The organism is Acinetobacter sp. RRD8 (genome assembly GCF_031844225.1).
In the GTDB taxonomy this organism is placed as follows: Bacteria; Pseudomonadota; Gammaproteobacteria; order Pseudomonadales; family Moraxellaceae; genus Acinetobacter.
Window position 1 is genome coordinate 17,488 of record NZ_JAUZUU010000021.1, and the last position, 14,805, is coordinate 32,292.

A 14,805-nucleotide genomic window follows, 5' to 3' on the forward strand; every position below is an offset into this window, starting at 1 on the left:
AAGTAAACTTGCATTCCTTTATAAATAGCCTAAGCAAAAATTTTATAAATTTCACTTCTCAAAAATTGATGTCTTTTATTCTCTTGCAAATCCTTATGCCAATACATCCCCATATTAATTTTCGGCAGTTCCACAGGGACTTCAAAAATATTTAGACTGGTAGCCAATTGTAAATGCGTCAATACATTTTTAGGAATAGTCAGCATGGCTGTCTTTTGCTGCTCCAGAATTTGCAGAGCAGTTGAGTAATGCTGACAGCGTAAAAAAATCTGTCGTGAATATTGTTTCCGACTTAAATAAATATCTTCAACCAAAACACCAGTACGGCGTGATGACACGCCAATATGAGGCGAGGCAAGATAAATCTGCTCATTCATTTCTGTTAATTGTGTACACACTACAAATTCATCTTGCACCAGGCGTTCAAACTGGATTTTGTCAGCAATGTTTTGTTCCAGATCTATGACAAAATCAATCTGTTGAGAGGCGAGGTCTGCTGCTATATTTTTACGGTCCAGCTTCATGCTGCTAAGTTGAATTTCCAGATTGAGTTGCTGAAAGTGCTGAACGAGTCTGGGAAAGATCATTGGCTCAATTTCATCATGAACGGCAATTTTCAAACTCTGAATCATTTCCGGTCTGAAGTGCTGATGCTGTATTGAAATATTTTGAATCGCAAAAAGTGCATTCTTCAGCTCAGGATAGATCTGTTCCGCAAACGGCGTAGGTTGCATTTTGCTGCCAGTACGTACAAATAAATCATCCTGTAAATGCTGTCTTAAACGTTGTAAAGCATGACTGGCAGCAGACTGGCTAACTGATAAAATCTGTGCAGCTTTAGAAATACTGTTCTGCTCATAAATTGCCATAAAAAGCGGATAAAGGTTAATGTCGATACGATGAAAATTTCGCAGGTCCATGACTGTTTTAGAATGAATGCTATGCATAATAATGTATGGAGTAAAATCATTTTATTCATAATAGGTTTTGGGTTAAGGTGTTGTAAAGCGTATGAATTAGAATATTTAGAGGGATAAAAGAGATGTTTGAGCTTTCAGCACGTGCACAAGATTATTTAAATAGAACCAAAAAATTTATTGCTGAGGAAATTGAACCAGTTGAAGCTGATTTCTGGCAGCAGGTTCATGAGTTGAATCAAGGCGGTGACTGGACCAAATGGCAATGGCCAGCAGAACTGGAAAGCTTAAAAGCCAAAGCCAAGGCAGCTGGCCTCTGGAATATGTTTCTCCCTTGTCCTGAACGTGGCCAAGGTTTATCAGTTCAGGAATATGCACATATTGCCGAACTTTCAGGTCGTAGCCTGATTGCACCAGTCGTATTTAACTGTAATGCGCCAGATAGCGGCAATATGGAAGTATTGTGGCGTTATGGTTCTGAAGAACAAAAACAAGAATGGCTGATGCCACTTTTAGAAGGAAAAATCCGTTCAGTCTTTTGTATGACTGAACCTGCAGTTGCATCCAGTGATGCCACCAATATGCAGGCAACGGCGATGGTGGAAGGTAATGAGATTGTTTTGAATGGCCGTAAATGGTGGTCATCAGGTCTGGGCGATCCTAACGCCAAAATCATTATTTTTATGGCACATACTCCAGATGAAACAAAAGACCGTCATCATCAGCATTCGATGGTTCTAGTTCCGGTAAATACCGCAGGGGTAAAAATTGAACGTATGCTGCCAGTGTTTGGTGACTACGATGCACCACATGGCCACGGCGAAGTCAGTTTTGAAAATGTCCGCGTTCCGGTAGCGAATTTTATTGGTGGCGCCGGTCAGGGTTTTGAAATTGCTCAAGGTCGTTTAGGACCAGGCCGTATTCATCATTGCATGCGCTGTATTGGTGCTGCGGAAAAATCCTTAGAGTTGATGATTGACCGTGGTATGAGCCGTAGCGCATTTGGCAAAGAGATTTTAAAACTCGGTGGCAACCTGGAACGTGTCGCGGAAGCACGGGTTGCGATTGATCAGGCACGTCTTTTGACCTTGTATGCAGCCTATAAAATGGATACTTTAGGGAATATGGCAGCACTGACTGAAATTTCTGCAATTAAAGTCGTTGCGCCAAGTGTGCTGGAAAAAGTTGTTGATATGGCCATCCAGATCCATGGCGGTGCCGGTGTTTCTCGGGATACACCATTAACCGGATTTTTTGCTCAGGCACGTGCCTTGCGTTTGGCTGATGGCCCGGACGAAGTGCATAAGGGCATGATTGCCAAACTGGAACTGGCAAAACGTGGCTACAGTACTCGTCGCAAAAAATAAGCTGGCTTTAACTAGAAAATTGCAACGTATTAAAAAATTTTAAGGAAAAATTATGGCGGTTATTGATGTAGGTGGAGCAGTTCGTGCAGGTGAAGAACTGGATGTACAAGCCATCACCAATTGGTTAATTCAGCAAAATGTGAATGTTGAAGGCCCTGTGCAAGTGACCCAATATTCAGGCGGAGCTTCAAACTGGACCTACCGTTTACAGTATGCCAATGCCGATTTAATTTTACGTCGTCCGCCACAAGGTACCAAAGCCAAATCAGCCCATGATATGGCACGTGAATATCATGTGCAGAAAGCCTTGGCTGAACATTATTCCGTCGTGCCTGAAATGTTCGCGCTTTGTCAGGATGAATCAGTGATTGGTTGTGATTTCTATGTGATGAAACGGCTTGAAGGAATTATTCCTCGCGCCAAAATGCCAGCTGAGCTGCAGCTTACTGAATCCGATATCCGGACTTTATGTATCAATGTGATTGATAAACTGATCGAATTGCATCAGGTGCCTTATCAAGGAACTGAACTTGAAAATCTCGGTAAGGGTGAAGGCTATTGTCGCCGTCAGGTCGAAGGCTGGGATGTACGTTATGAAAAGGCTAAAACTTTAAATGTTCCATCGTTTAAATATGTGCGCAACTGGCTTAAAGATAATATTCCTTCAGATTCTAAAACCTGTGTGATTCATAATGACTGGCGTTTTGATAATGTCATCTTAAATCCGGAAAATCCGACTGAAGTGATTGGCGTACTGGACTGGGAAATGGCGACACTCGGCGATCCGCTCATGGACCTAGGTTCTGCTTTAGCCTATTGGGTGGAAGATACTGACAATGCCATCTTTAAGGCAACACGCCGCCAGCCGACCAATCTAAAAGGTATGTTTACCCGTAAAGAAGTGGTGGATTACTACTTGGGAAAAACCGGCCTGCAACCGGAAAACTGGGCGTTTTATGAGGTGTTCGGAATTTTCCGTCTCGCGGTGATTGCCCAGCAGATCTATTATCGTTATTACCATAAACAGACTAATAATCCAGCGTTCAAGGATTTTTGGGTGGTGATTCATGCCTTGCATATTCGTGCCTTAAAACTGATTGGCAAGCAAAAACTGGAAGCCAATGAGATTGCACAAAAGTATGTGCTTAAATTTAAAGAGATAATGCCAAAATGACTACCATTTACTTGATCCGGCATGGCCAGGCCTCTTTTGGTGCAGAAAGCTATGATCAGCTTTCACCCAACGGCGAGTTACAGGCAAAGCTTTTGGGTCACTATTTTGACGAAATCCTAAAAGAAGCACCTTATGTGGTGGCTGGCTCCATGCAGCGTCATCAACAGACGGCGCAGTTATCTCTGGATGAATGTTTTCCAGAAAGCGAGATTCTGACCGATAGTGCCTGGAATGAGTTTAATCATCAGCAGGTATTTGCGCGTTATGAGCCGCGCTTTAATCAGCCTGAATTGCTCAAACAGGATGTGTCAGAACATGAAAATCCACGGGATTATCTGAGCAAAATTTTTAGCGGTGCCATTGCACGCTGGACTGGTGATGATTATCACCATGAATATGATGAATCTTGGCCAAGTTTCAAAGCACGTGTGGAAAGCGGCTTAGAAAATCTGTGTGACCAGTTGGCCAAAAGCCGTCCGCGCTATGCAGTGGTCTATACCTCAGGTGGTGTGATTTCTGTTGCAGTGGGTAAAATTCTAGGGCTGAGCCCGGAGAAAACCTTTGCCCTAAACTGGGCGATTACAAATACCAGTATCACGACACTGCGTCTGGTGGGTAATGAACCGCAACTACTCAGTTTAAATGAACATCATTTTATCAAGGCACAGCGTCCAGACTTATTGACCTGGATTTAAAATGAGATTGAAAACGTAATACGCTATAAAAATAAAGGAATAGGGTAAACACATGGCTAAAACAATTTTAATTACCGGCGCAAGTTCAGGGATCGGCGCCGGTATGGCACGTGAATTTGCAAAAAAAGGCTATAACCTGGCAATTTGTGCACGTCGCCTGGAGCGTCTGGAAACCTTAAAACAGGAACTGGAAAGTCAATATGGCATCAAAGTCATTGCCAAAACTTTAGATGTGACCGATTACGATCAGGTTTTTGAGGTTTTCCGCGCGTTTAAAGAAGATTTTGGCACAATTGACCGAGTGATCGTCAACGCCGGTGTCGGTGAAGGCCGTCGAATCGGTAAAGGTAATTTCGCCATTAACAAAGCCACGGTTGAAACCAACTTTATTTCGGCATTAGCACAATGTGAAGCTGCAGTTGAAATCTTCCGTGCACAAAACTCTGGCCATCTGGTGATGATTTCATCTATGAGTGCAATGCGCGGTATGCCAAAACATTTAACGGCTTATGGGGCAAGCAAGGCAGGGGTTGCTCATCTAGCTGAAGGCATCCGAGCTGAATTGATCGATACGCCAATAAAAGTGACCACCATTTTCCCAGGATATATTCGGACTGAAATCAATGAAGGTGCGAAAAAGCTACCTTTTGAAGTAGATGAAAAAACTGGTTCACGTTTATTGGCAGCAGAAATTGAAAAAGCGCCAGTGAAAGCCTATGTACCGAAATGGCCTTGGTTGCCACTCGGTCTAGCTATGAAAGTATTACCACTCAAACTGGTGAACAAGTTAGGTTAAAAGCACTCTTAGATCTATAAAAAGAGAAGCTAGGGTGCTTTTCTTTTTATTTTTTATGACAAACTGAGAAAAATTTCTGAATCAGTATTTTTCTAAAAAATGTATAGTTTGAATTTACAGAAAAGCGAAATCTTATAAATTCTAATATATTGATTGTTAATGTGAAGCTTTAAATTATTAAGAATTATGTATTCATCTTCTCGATTAATTTTTAATTAAATCAATTACTTTTAAATTTTAATTTCATGAGAAAGACCATCTTTAACTTTTCCTAATTTTCGCCAATTTTAAGAACTTTTCCAAACTGTCCAAAACTTAGACATACTCACTCTAAAAGTGGAAAGATAACTTCTCTTTTTTAGAATTTCCTTTAATGTACAACCGTTCAGAAATTAAAGGTTGTTCATATGTCTACATCTGCGGATATGACTGACCAGCAGCGAATCTCCAAGGTCAGAAGTATCGTTACCCAGGCCGGGGAAGAGGTGCGTGCTCGTTATCCCATACTCAAACATCAGAACTTTATCGGTGCGAGTATTTTAGGCTTTGCCTGGGCAGGCATGATTGCATGCGCGGTAGCATATGGAACAGGTTATCTCTCAGCATGGTTTACCATTCCCTTGATTGCGATTTTTGCGTCATTGACCCATGAATTGGAACATGACCTGATTCATTATATGTATTTCAAAAAAACACCTTGGGCACATCATCTGATGCTGGCACTGGTCTGGTTGGCACGTCCAAACACCATCAGTCCGTGGGCACGTCGTCGTTTACATTTGCATCATCATAAATATTCAGGCACTGAACATGACCTGGAAGAACGTGGCATCAGTAATGGTATGCCTTGGGGCATTCGCCGAATTCTGGTGATTAGTGACCAGTTGATGTCAGTGTATCTGCGTCCATTTCAGATGATTAAAATGATTCATCTTTTTCTGGAAAAACAGCCTGAAAAAGAACGTAAAATTGCCATGATTTCTCAGCTATTTGGCTTTTTACCTCTCAGCATTATTTACTATGGATTGTGCTACCTGTTTGTGGTCTTTCATGGTTTAAATGCAGTTTCACCGCTATTCGGTTATGAGATGCTCTGGTCGCAAGGCATTGTCGACGCGATGCCGATTGTAAATCTGCTGGCAGTCATCTGGGTGATTCCGAACTTTATCCGTTCTTTTAGCTTGCAGTTTGTCAGCTCAAATATGCATTACTATGGCGATATTGATCCACGTGATGTGATCAAACAAACCCAAGTGCTCAATCCATGGTGGATGGTTCCGTTCCAGTTATTCTGCTGTAATTTTGGTTCGACCCATGCGATTCATCATTTTGTGGTCAAAGAGCCATTTTATATCCGTCAACTGACGTCCAAAACGGCGCATAAAGTAATGAAAGAAGTGGGCGTGCGTTTTAATGATGTGGGAACTTTTAAGCGTATGAATCGCTGGAATGACTATAAAATCTAAGCTTTAATTTCCATAAGAAATCCCGTTTTTAAGCGGGATTTTTTTATATTTATCCTTGATGTTTTACCCAATGGCAAGATGTATAAGCCTGTATTTTGCAAGAATCCTATCTTAGTTAAATTTAGGTGAACATTCATTTAAAATGACTGTTGAGGAAATAGTTCAAAAGAATAAACTCAGGTAAAATTAAGTATATCCCTATATAAATTAGTCCGCTATGTTGCTGAAAGCCGCCACCATTGCCTTGATTCCTGCACTTGTCATTCAGGGTAATCGTGTCAAGAAAAATACCCTAAGACTGCCGGAACCTGAAGGTGCACGTGAAGGTCAAACCGGAACCGGCAACAAACTGTCTCTGCTGATTTTAGGGGATTCGGCAGCAGCAGGTGTAGGAGTAGAACATCAGGATGACGCATTACTGGGTGCAATTCTGCATGAACTGAAAGATGACTTTGAAATTGACTGGAAATTACAGGCCAAAACAGGCGATACTAGCTCAAAAGTAATTCATGCTTTGGACCAAATAGAAGTCCAGCACTATGATGTAATCGTCACGTCGGTTGGCGTCAATGACGTGACCAAACTGATGCCTGCCGAGGTCTGGATTCAGAAACAGGAACAGCTTTATAGCAAAATCCAGCAAAAATTTAGTCCGAAACTGATTATTGCTGCCGGTGTACCGCCAATGAATATGTTTCCAGCACTACCGAATCCTTCGGCTTGGCTATTTGGCAAATATGCTAAACACATGAATTTGAAATTGGAAAAATTTGTGAATCAGCAAGTGAATATGCAATGGATTGAATATGATATTGAGAAGTATCGTGCCATGAATTTACAAATGGCTGCAGATGGTTTTCATCCGAGTAAGGAAGTTTATACACTTTGGGGACAAGAAGTAGCTGGCAAGATTCGGAAGACCTTCTAAAATAGTTGAAATCTCTTAATTTAGTTAATTCTATGTCTGATATTGAAACCCATCCACTACCGCCATTTTTACCGCCCAATGCCAAATTACTGATGTTGGGTAGTTTTCCGCCACCTGCCACACGCTGGAAAATGAACTTTTATTATCCAAACTATCAAAATGATATGTGGCGGATTTTTGGACTGATTTTCTTTGAAAATAAAGATTACTTTTTAGATCTACCCAATAAAAAATTTCAGGAACAATTGATCCGGGAGTTTTTAACAGAAACGGGGATTGCGATTTTTGATAGTGGCTATCAGATCCGGCGTTTAAAGGGCAATGCTTCAGATAAATTTTTGGAAATTGTAGTACCCACCAATATTGAGCAACTGCTCAGCCAAATGCCGCAGTGCAATCATATTATGACCACAGGCGACAAGGCCACAGACACCATGATGCTGTCTATGCCTGAAGGGACTTTAAAGCCGAGTATTGGTCAGCCTAGCGAGGCCCATTTTGTCGGACGTGATCTGTATTTATATCGCATGCCTTCATCTTCTCGAGCATATCCGGTTTCTCTAGAGAAAAAAGCCGAAAGTTACCGATTGATGTTTGAACATGTGGGTCTAGTTTAATATTTAATCCAATAATCAGATAAAATGGTTAAAGAGGTTTTAGGCTACAGACAAGACATAAACTTACTATTTGTAAGTTATTGGCTTTATTTATTCATATTTGGATATTCAACCCAGCGATGGCTATTAATTTTAATCTCCCGGACATGATGAAAGCTGGACCAGATTAACTGGCTACCTTTGGTCCATTTTAAAGCTCGAATACGCGACTCCACCTGCTGTATTTCCTCAGGTGAGGCCGGACGTAAAGGCCCAATTTCTGCATATAAGCGTACTCCTGGATAACGCTTAAATTTACCTTTAAGCAACGAATGAAACCAAAACAGTTTGCTACTGTTCACAGCCTGTATGCAGGCCATCGGCTGATGCTGTAAATTTTCAGAAAAAGTAGTGGAATAAGTATCAAAAAAGAAACCCGTACTGGTCTTTTTGTTGAGAAATATAGTTCCGATCGGAGTAATGCTAGGCAAACCTTTAGAGTTGACCGTTGCAATAGAGCAATGCATGGCAGCCCGTTGTGCATCAGCGACCACTTGGCGAATCTGTTGCCATTCACTCTCAGAAATCATGTCGTGATTCTCTTTTTATTTTTTATAAATTTTATAACAACTTATTTAGCTTGGCATTGCCTGAAAAAACTAAAACTACGGCAGTTTGATCAATCTAAAACGTCATTCAGATTATAAAAAAGAGCCACATGGGCTCTTTAAAAAATGCAAAATGCGGCGATTAGCCATCTTATTCGACATAATCCCATAAGTTTAAACGTGCTTTAATTTCCTGACGGATCTCGGGCAACATCGGCAAAAGAGTGCCATCAATCCATAAGCTCAATGCTTGGGCAGAGAGTACTTGCTGCAGTTCATCGACCAGTTGTGCACCTTTCAACATAATACCGGTCTCATCAGTGGCTTCGGTTTCTACACCTTTAAATAAAACCTGTAATTCATAACCGCTATCCTGAATCAGCCATTCCAGTTCAAGTTGAATATTTTCACTGGATTTCAAAACTACCTGTCCCTCGACCGTATCGGAGTCGGACAGACAGTCATGTTCCACCCGAATTTTGGCCAAATACCATTTTTGCTGGGATAAATCATGGAGGGTTTTTACAGGCGTCAGAATATCACTGAACTTAAACTGACGGCTTAGATCAAAAAATTGCATGGGAGTGGAGGGCGAACAATCGCAAAATACGAGAAAAATGTAATTCTAAAGTAAGCGCAATCGACTGTAAAACCCTTTAAACGATGATTGGACTAAGTTAATTTAAGCGGTCATTCTCAAAATACAGGCTTTTCATGTCGTCGTAATTGTGAGGTCATTCTAATGTCATTACATTAACCATTCACCGGGAAATTTCGTCACCAGATTCATCATAAAACGCTGGAATTTTGTAGTTTCCGGATCATGTAAATGCTGAATACTACGGCCATCTTTTTGATGTTCCAGCCAAATCATTTCATTTTTTTCGTTCAGTTTAAGTTGATAAGCCACGCGTGGTAAGTACTGATCCATCGCACTGGTGATTTCCTTCTGAAAATCTTCCGATTCAATGACCAGACCGACTTCGGTATTCAGATAGGCTGAACGCGGATCAAAATTAAATGAACCGACAAACACCATGCCATCCAGATCAAAAAATTTGGCATGCAAACTGGAGCTATTTTTGTTTTTAGCCGGGATGATGTCTCCAGTCATAATTTCATACCAAGTCCGTTCCGGACGGACAATGTAGGGTTTAAATTCCCAGAGTTCGATGCCACTTTTCAATAATTGCTGACGATATTGCTGATAATAGGCATGCACCGCAGCCACATCATTGGCCTGAAAAGAGTTGGTCAGGATTCTGATTTTCACACCTTGTTGCGCACGGCGGGTTAAATAGTCGGCCCCTTTTTGCGTGGGAATAAAGTACGAGGACACCAGTTCCAGATGTTTTTTTGGCTCACCCATCAGTTCGAGCATATGGGTATAAATATAATCGCCATTTTTGGCATGGGGGCGTGCTTTTGCGGGACTATCCGCAACAAAATAAGCCGGCGCCCAGTGAATGGGTTGTTTTTTTAAGTGTTGTTCGACTTGTTTCTCGGCAATGCCCACCCGGCGTTTGAGTTCAGTTTCGTCAACATCTTCTCGTTCAAATTCAGTTCTGAGCCTTTTAAGCATTTCAGGATGGCCGGCATCATTCAAGATCTGTCGAACGTCATAACTCAGATCATCATTCCAGAAGTTAATAAAGGTCTGATTGGCATCTGTTACGCTTTGCCCTGCGAAGAATATATCCACATCGGTGAACTGAAAATCTTCACTGGCATCAAAATATTCACTACTGATATTGCGGCCGCCGGTCACGGCTGCAGTGCCATCCGCAATAATCAATTTATTGTGCATGCGATGATTGACCTTTTTCATCCGGAAGCCATAATCCAGCGCACGTAAATGACGAAATTTATAGGGATTAAAAATCCGAACTTCAAAATTTGGATGTTGGCTTAGAGCAAGAAGCTTGTCATCAAGCTGGGTACCATTTTGATCGTCAATCTGAACCCGTACTTTGACACCGCGATCGGCGGCTTTAAGTAATTGGGACAAGATCATATTGCCAATATAATCATCCTTCCAAATGTAATATTGTAGATCCAGATGATATTTAGCTTTGTTAATCAGGTGCAGACGTGCTGCCATACTCATAAAGCCATCATAGAGCGGCAAGAAAGCCGTTTTACCGCTATTAATTTGCTGTTTTGAAAGTTGATTGTCGATCCAGTGCGCAGGTCGAACCGGCGTAATTTTCGCTTCTTCAGCAGTGTTGGGAGCCAGTTCACAGCCAGAAAGCATGATGCTAAAAGTAAAAATGCTCAAACATACAAAGGGCGAAGGTTTAGTCATTGATGTTCCATTAATTATAGGATCTTTTATTCCTTATCTTGTGATGTTAATAGTTGAATCTCCGAATAGAAAGAGGTTACTGTTAGTCATCTGTAAATCAGCAAAAAAAGGACAGTTTTACATGAAATCACGTGCAGCAGTTGCATTTGGTCCAGGCTAGCCATTAGAAATTGTAGAAGTGGATGTTGCTCCACCAAAAGCAGGTGAAGTACTGGTAAAAATTAGCCATACAGGCGTGTGTCATACCGATGCATTTACCTTGTCTGGTGAAGATCCTGAAGGTGTATTTCCTGCAATCTTGGGTCATGAAGGTGCGGGTGTGGTCGTTGAAGTCGGTGAAGGTGTCACCAGCCTGAAACCGGGCGATCACGTGATTCCGCTTTATACTGCTGAGTGTGGCGAATGCTTGTTCTGTAAATCAGGCAAGACCAACCTGTGTGTTGCTGTACGGGCGACGCAAGGTAAAGGTGTCATGCCAGATGGTACGACCCGTTTCTCTTATAATGGCGAGCCGATCTATCACTATATGGGTTGTTCAACTTTTTCAGAATATACCGTGGTTGCTGAAGTTTCTCTGGCAAAAATTAATCCTGAAGCCAACCATGAGCATGTTTGCCTGCTGGGCTGTGGTGTGACTACCGGTATTGGTGCAGTACATAACACCGCTAAAGTTCAGGAAGGTGACAGTGTTGCAGTATTTGGTTTAGGTGGTATCGGTCTTGCTGTAGTACAAGGCGCACGTCAGGCCAAAGCCGGCCGTATCATTGTGATTGATACCAATCCGGATAAATTTGAACTGGCGAAACAGTTTGGTGCGACAGATTTCCTAAATCCAAAAGACTATGATCAGCCGATCCAGCAAGTGATCGTTGAAATGACCGGTTGGGGTGTAGACCATTCATTCGAATGTATCGGCAATGTAGATGTGATGCGTTCAGCACTGGAATGTGCGCACCGTGGCTGGGGCCAGTCAGTGATTATTGGTGTAGCCGGTGCAGGTAAAGAAATTTCAACCCGTCCATTCCAGTTAGTCACAGGTCGTAAATGGATGGGTACAGCTTTTGGTGGAGTCAAAGGTCGTTCACAATTACCGGGAATGGTAGAGCAGTCAATGAAAGGGGAAATTCAGCTTGAACCTTTTGTGACTCATACCATGCCATTAGATCAGATCAATGAAGCTTTTGACCTGATGCATGAAGGCAAGTCGATCCGTACGGTCATTCATTTTGACTAAGCTGTTTTAATCTAAAAAAGACCGGTATTAAACCGGTCTTTTTTATGCGGCTTTCACCTGATTCAGGATACATTAGTGCATGAAAGCCTCACAGAGAGTCACTGAAACAACACACGCCTGCTAATGTCATTACATGCCAGATGCTTATATTAAATAGGACGTATGAAAATACGTGCTAAAACCATTTTAAAGAATAAGGATAAGCTCTATGTCGAATGATAATTTTGATCGTGATTTAATTAAGAATGCGCCTAAAGATGTCCGCGATGATTTGAATGCCGATCCAATTACTGGTGAACCTGGCGCGCATCCTGTGGGTACAGGTGTCGGTGCCGCAGGTGGTGCAGCGGCAGGTGCAGCCATTGGTGCTGCAGGCGGTCCAGTGGGTGTCGCTGTCGGTGGTGTAGTTGGTGCGGTTGTTGGCGGTCTGGCAGGTAAAGGTGTAGGCGAAGCTATAAATCCAACAGAAGAACAGGCTTACTGGCGTGATAATTCGATCAATACGCCATATTATTCAGATGCCCGTACTACTTATAGCGATCTGGATTATGACCGTGATTATGATACGGCCTATCGAGTTGGTTATGAAAACCGTGGCAGCTATGATGCCCATACCCGTTTTGAAGACGTAGAACCTGATTTGAGACTGAAATGGGAACAAATGAAAGGCGAATCACGTTTAAACTGGGAACAGGCTAAATTTGCAGTGCGTGATGCCTGGAATCGTGTTTCACGTTAATTTTTAATCTTCGGATTAAAGAGAAGTTTCTATGGTAAAACCCGCGATAAGTTTGTGGGTTTTTACCACTTTTAGTGATACATCTCTCGGTTTGATGAATCGATAAATAAAAGTAGAAAAGTTAATAAATATTTTTTTATATTTAATGCTTGTCAAATGATCACAGAGCGCGTATTTTAATTTCAGAATCACATTTTATGAAAGACATAACATGTTAAAGCAACCTATCATTTCAAACGCATATTTTTATTTCTGGCAGTTTAGCTAATTGCCTGAATGCGTTTGGGCAATGAAAAGGTTGCCCACCAGTTTATACCTGATCGGCAACCCTGATCAGGTTTTTTTATGCCTTTCATTTTTTACAATATTTTGGAGACAGCCATGACAAACTTTAACTATTCATACTTTAACAACTTTTATTGGTCTTATTTTAGTCAGCTAATGACACTCACAATACCTTCGATTAGACCCATAACGCTCAAATAAAAGTTTGGACTGATTGCCAGTCCCAGGATTAAAGTCATGAATACCCCAAATACATCACAACAACATCATGCTGAAAGCATTTTAATTTTACCTCAGCAGCTTAAGCAGCAATTGCCACTGTCTTCGCAATTAGCCAGCCAAGTCGCTGAACACCGTCAAACTATTCAAAATATATTAGAAGGCAAGGATCATCGTTTAATGGTGGTCACAGGCCCATGTTCCATTCATGATGAAGCTTCCGCGCTAGACTATGCAGAAAAATTAAAACAACTTCAGTCACAGCTATCTGATCAGATTTTCCTGGTGATGCGTGCTTATATTGAAAAACCACGGACTACGGTGGGTTGGAAAGGTTTCCTTTACGATCCAAATCTGGATGGTTCATCCAATATGCAATTGGGCTTGGAAAAATCCCGTGACTTATACCTAAAAATTATTGAAATGGGCCTGCCAATCGCTTCGGAAATTCTTAGCCCAATGGCAACTGCTTATTTCGATGATCTATTGGCCTGGGGAGCGATTGGCGCACGTACCAGCGAATCACAAATTCATCGCGAAATTTCCAGCCATATGCCGTACAGCATCGGTTTCAAAAATGGTACTGATGGTTCGATCCAGATTGCACTAGATGCCATCCAGTCTGCCTCTCATCCGCATCAATTCTTGGGGATGAGTCAGTCTGGTTTACCATGTATTTTACACTCGCAAGGTAATCCGAAAGCACATTTGATTTTACGTGGCTCGAATAGCGGACCAAATTACCAATTGTCAGAAATTGAGAAAATCCGGGCCAAACATCAGATCGACTTACCGGCATTGGTAATTGACTGTAGTCATGGCAATAGCTCAAAAAATCCGATGCTACAGCCTAAAGTACTGGAACAGATCGTAGCAGAACGCTTACAGACCAATGTTCGTGGCGTAATGCTAGAAAGTCATTTGGTAGATGGCAACCAGAAAATTTCTGAGCAAATGACTTATGGTCAGTCTGTAACTGATGGATGTCTGGGCTGGACAAAAACCGAACAACTATTGTTAAATATGACTGACTCACTACGGCTCGAAGGTTTGAAGCGTAGTGCTTAAAACTGAATGATGTCTTTCCTCAATTGATTGGGGAAAGACAGAATCGGATGAAGCCGATCAGCGCATCTCCCAGATGCTTAGACTAGCTCATCACAGCGTTTGAAAATAAAAATAATGATTAGAACGATTTTATAAATTGAATAAAAATAATTAAATTAGAAAATAAACAATAACAATAATTTATTAGAGATCTTGCTCCTGCTCATTCTATACGGCTGACCTGAACCGTACCGGGTTTGTCGGAGACTTTTTTATTTAAGTTAGGCCACCTGACCTAACGGGTTAATCTTATCATAGTACATTGCTTCAAACTCAAAAGGCGATACATAACCCAGTGCACTGTGTACACGCTTTTTGTTGAACCAATCTACCCAGTTTAGTGTCGCAAGTTGTACATCTGCTAAACCT

The 14,805-nt window shown here is 41.6% G+C and carries 15 protein-coding genes; 10 read left to right on the forward strand and 5 right to left on the reverse strand.

The annotated features are described in order from the left end of the window. Window positions 1-29 precede the first annotated feature (29 nt). Window positions 30-947 (reverse strand): LysR family transcriptional regulator, encoded by a 918-nt coding sequence (locus tag Q9R24_RS13450; RefSeq protein WP_311204691.1) that lies wholly within the window; start codon window positions 945-947, stop codon window positions 30-32. A 95-nt stretch (window positions 948-1,042) separates the two neighbouring features. Between Q9R24_RS13450 and Q9R24_RS13455 the strand changes: the two genes are divergently transcribed. The 7 genes from Q9R24_RS13455 (at window position 1,043) to Q9R24_RS13485 (ending at window position 7,960) form a co-directional block, all read left to right on the forward strand. Further along, window positions 1,043-2,284, forward strand: coding sequence for an acyl-CoA dehydrogenase family protein (locus tag Q9R24_RS13455; protein ID WP_086044765.1), 1,242 nt, complete (start codon window positions 1,043-1,045; stop codon window positions 2,282-2,284). Window positions 2,285-2,336: 52 nt separating this feature from the next. Further along, complete coding sequence (locus Q9R24_RS13460; protein WP_311204692.1) at window positions 2,337-3,458, forward strand: phosphotransferase family protein; 1,122 nt, start codon at window positions 2,337-2,339, stop codon at window positions 3,456-3,458. Continuing rightward, window positions 3,455-4,153 carry a histidine phosphatase family protein gene (locus Q9R24_RS13465; RefSeq protein WP_253102108.1) on the forward strand — a complete coding sequence of 233 codons (699 nt, stop codon included), beginning with the start codon at window positions 3,455-3,457 and terminating at the stop codon, window positions 4,151-4,153. Before Q9R24_RS13460 ends, Q9R24_RS13465 begins: the two co-directional genes overlap by 4 nt. A gap of 52 nt (window positions 4,154-4,205) precedes the next feature. Further along, on the forward strand, window positions 4,206-4,949 hold the full coding sequence (locus Q9R24_RS13470; RefSeq protein ID WP_311204693.1) for an SDR family oxidoreductase: 744 nt from the start codon (window positions 4,206-4,208) through the stop codon (window positions 4,947-4,949). Between the two features lie 407 nt (window positions 4,950-5,356). Beyond that, entirely contained in the window at window positions 5,357-6,415 is a 1,059-nt protein-coding gene (locus Q9R24_RS13475) for a fatty acid desaturase (protein WP_004280438.1), read from the forward strand. A 217-nt stretch (window positions 6,416-6,632) separates the two neighbouring features. Then, window positions 6,633-7,343 (forward strand): SGNH/GDSL hydrolase family protein, encoded by a 711-nt coding sequence (locus tag Q9R24_RS13480; RefSeq protein ID WP_311204694.1) that lies wholly within the window; start codon window positions 6,633-6,635, stop codon window positions 7,341-7,343. A gap of 32 nt (window positions 7,344-7,375) precedes the next feature. After that, window positions 7,376-7,960, forward strand: a complete 585-nt coding sequence (locus tag Q9R24_RS13485; RefSeq protein WP_044108343.1) for a uracil-DNA glycosylase family protein — start codon at window positions 7,376-7,378, stop codon at window positions 7,958-7,960. Window positions 7,961-8,046: 86 nt separating this feature from the next. Here Q9R24_RS13485 and Q9R24_RS13490 read toward each other — a convergent pair whose 3' ends face one another. The 3 genes from Q9R24_RS13490 to Q9R24_RS13500 all read right to left on the reverse strand — a co-directional run bounded on the left by Q9R24_RS13490 (window position 8,047) and on the right by Q9R24_RS13500 (window position 10,852). Beyond that, window positions 8,047-8,529 (reverse strand): hypothetical protein, encoded by a 483-nt coding sequence (locus tag Q9R24_RS13490; RefSeq protein ID WP_005246160.1) that lies wholly within the window; start codon window positions 8,527-8,529, stop codon window positions 8,047-8,049. Window positions 8,530-8,698: 169 nt separating this feature from the next. Further along, window positions 8,699-9,127, reverse strand: a complete 429-nt coding sequence (locus Q9R24_RS13495; RefSeq protein ID WP_311204695.1) for a hypothetical protein — start codon at window positions 9,125-9,127, stop codon at window positions 8,699-8,701. 168 nt (window positions 9,128-9,295) lie between these two features. After that, window positions 9,296-10,852 (reverse strand): phospholipase D family protein, encoded by a 1,557-nt coding sequence (locus Q9R24_RS13500; RefSeq protein WP_005106839.1) that lies wholly within the window; start codon window positions 10,850-10,852, stop codon window positions 9,296-9,298. A 169-nt stretch (window positions 10,853-11,021) separates the two neighbouring features. Here Q9R24_RS13500 and Q9R24_RS13505 point away from each other — a divergent pair, with 169 nt between their 5' ends. The 3 genes from Q9R24_RS13505 to Q9R24_RS13515 all read left to right on the forward strand — a co-directional run bounded on the left by Q9R24_RS13505 (window position 11,022) and on the right by Q9R24_RS13515 (window position 14,397). Next, window positions 11,022-12,086, forward strand: a complete 1,065-nt coding sequence (locus tag Q9R24_RS13505) for an S-(hydroxymethyl)glutathione dehydrogenase/class III alcohol dehydrogenase (protein ID WP_249449766.1) — start codon at window positions 11,022-11,024, stop codon at window positions 12,084-12,086. 208 nt (window positions 12,087-12,294) lie between these two features. Continuing rightward, entirely contained in the window at window positions 12,295-12,825 is a 531-nt protein-coding gene (locus Q9R24_RS13510) for a hypothetical protein (protein WP_219309303.1), read from the forward strand. A gap of 522 nt (window positions 12,826-13,347) precedes the next feature. Continuing rightward, a complete protein-coding gene (locus Q9R24_RS13515; protein ID WP_311204696.1) occupies window positions 13,348-14,397 on the forward strand; it encodes a 3-deoxy-7-phosphoheptulonate synthase in 1,050 nt (349 codons plus the stop codon). A 260-nt stretch (window positions 14,398-14,657) separates the two neighbouring features. Here the strand turns inward: Q9R24_RS13515 and Q9R24_RS13520 are convergent. After that, window positions 14,658-14,805 (reverse strand): integrase core domain-containing protein (locus Q9R24_RS13520; protein ID WP_019838439.1); only part of this gene is annotated, 148 nt, incomplete at its 5' end.

Excerpts from the sequence above, each read along its gene's own strand:
- Q9R24_RS13450 (WP_311204691.1), bottom strand. The coding sequence starts at position 947 with ATGCATAGCATTCATTCTAAAACAGTCATGGACCTGCGAAATTTTCAT.
- Q9R24_RS13455 (WP_086044765.1), top strand. The coding sequence starts at position 1,043 with ATGTTTGAGCTTTCAGCACGTGCACAAGATTATTTAAATAGAACCAAA.
- Q9R24_RS13460 (WP_311204692.1), top strand. The coding sequence starts at position 2,337 with ATGGCGGTTATTGATGTAGGTGGAGCAGTTCGTGCAGGTGAAGAACTG.
- Q9R24_RS13465 (WP_253102108.1), top strand. The coding sequence starts at position 3,455 with ATGACTACCATTTACTTGATCCGGCATGGCCAGGCCTCTTTTGGTGCA.
- Q9R24_RS13470 (WP_311204693.1), top strand. The coding sequence starts at position 4,206 with ATGGCTAAAACAATTTTAATTACCGGCGCAAGTTCAGGGATCGGCGCC.
- Q9R24_RS13475 (WP_004280438.1), top strand. The coding sequence starts at position 5,357 with ATGTCTACATCTGCGGATATGACTGACCAGCAGCGAATCTCCAAGGTC.
- Q9R24_RS13480 (WP_311204694.1), top strand. The coding sequence starts at position 6,633 with ATGTTGCTGAAAGCCGCCACCATTGCCTTGATTCCTGCACTTGTCATT.
- Q9R24_RS13485 (WP_044108343.1), top strand. The coding sequence starts at position 7,376 with ATGTCTGATATTGAAACCCATCCACTACCGCCATTTTTACCGCCCAAT.
- Q9R24_RS13490 (WP_005246160.1), bottom strand. The coding sequence starts at position 8,529 with ATGATTTCTGAGAGTGAATGGCAACAGATTCGCCAAGTGGTCGCTGAT.
- Q9R24_RS13495 (WP_311204695.1), bottom strand. The coding sequence starts at position 9,127 with ATGCAATTTTTTGATCTAAGCCGTCAGTTTAAGTTCAGTGATATTCTG.
- Q9R24_RS13500 (WP_005106839.1), bottom strand. The coding sequence starts at position 10,852 with ATGACTAAACCTTCGCCCTTTGTATGTTTGAGCATTTTTACTTTTAGC.
- Q9R24_RS13510 (WP_219309303.1), top strand. The coding sequence starts at position 12,295 with ATGTCGAATGATAATTTTGATCGTGATTTAATTAAGAATGCGCCTAAA.
- Q9R24_RS13515 (WP_311204696.1), top strand. The coding sequence starts at position 13,348 with ATGAATACCCCAAATACATCACAACAACATCATGCTGAAAGCATTTTA.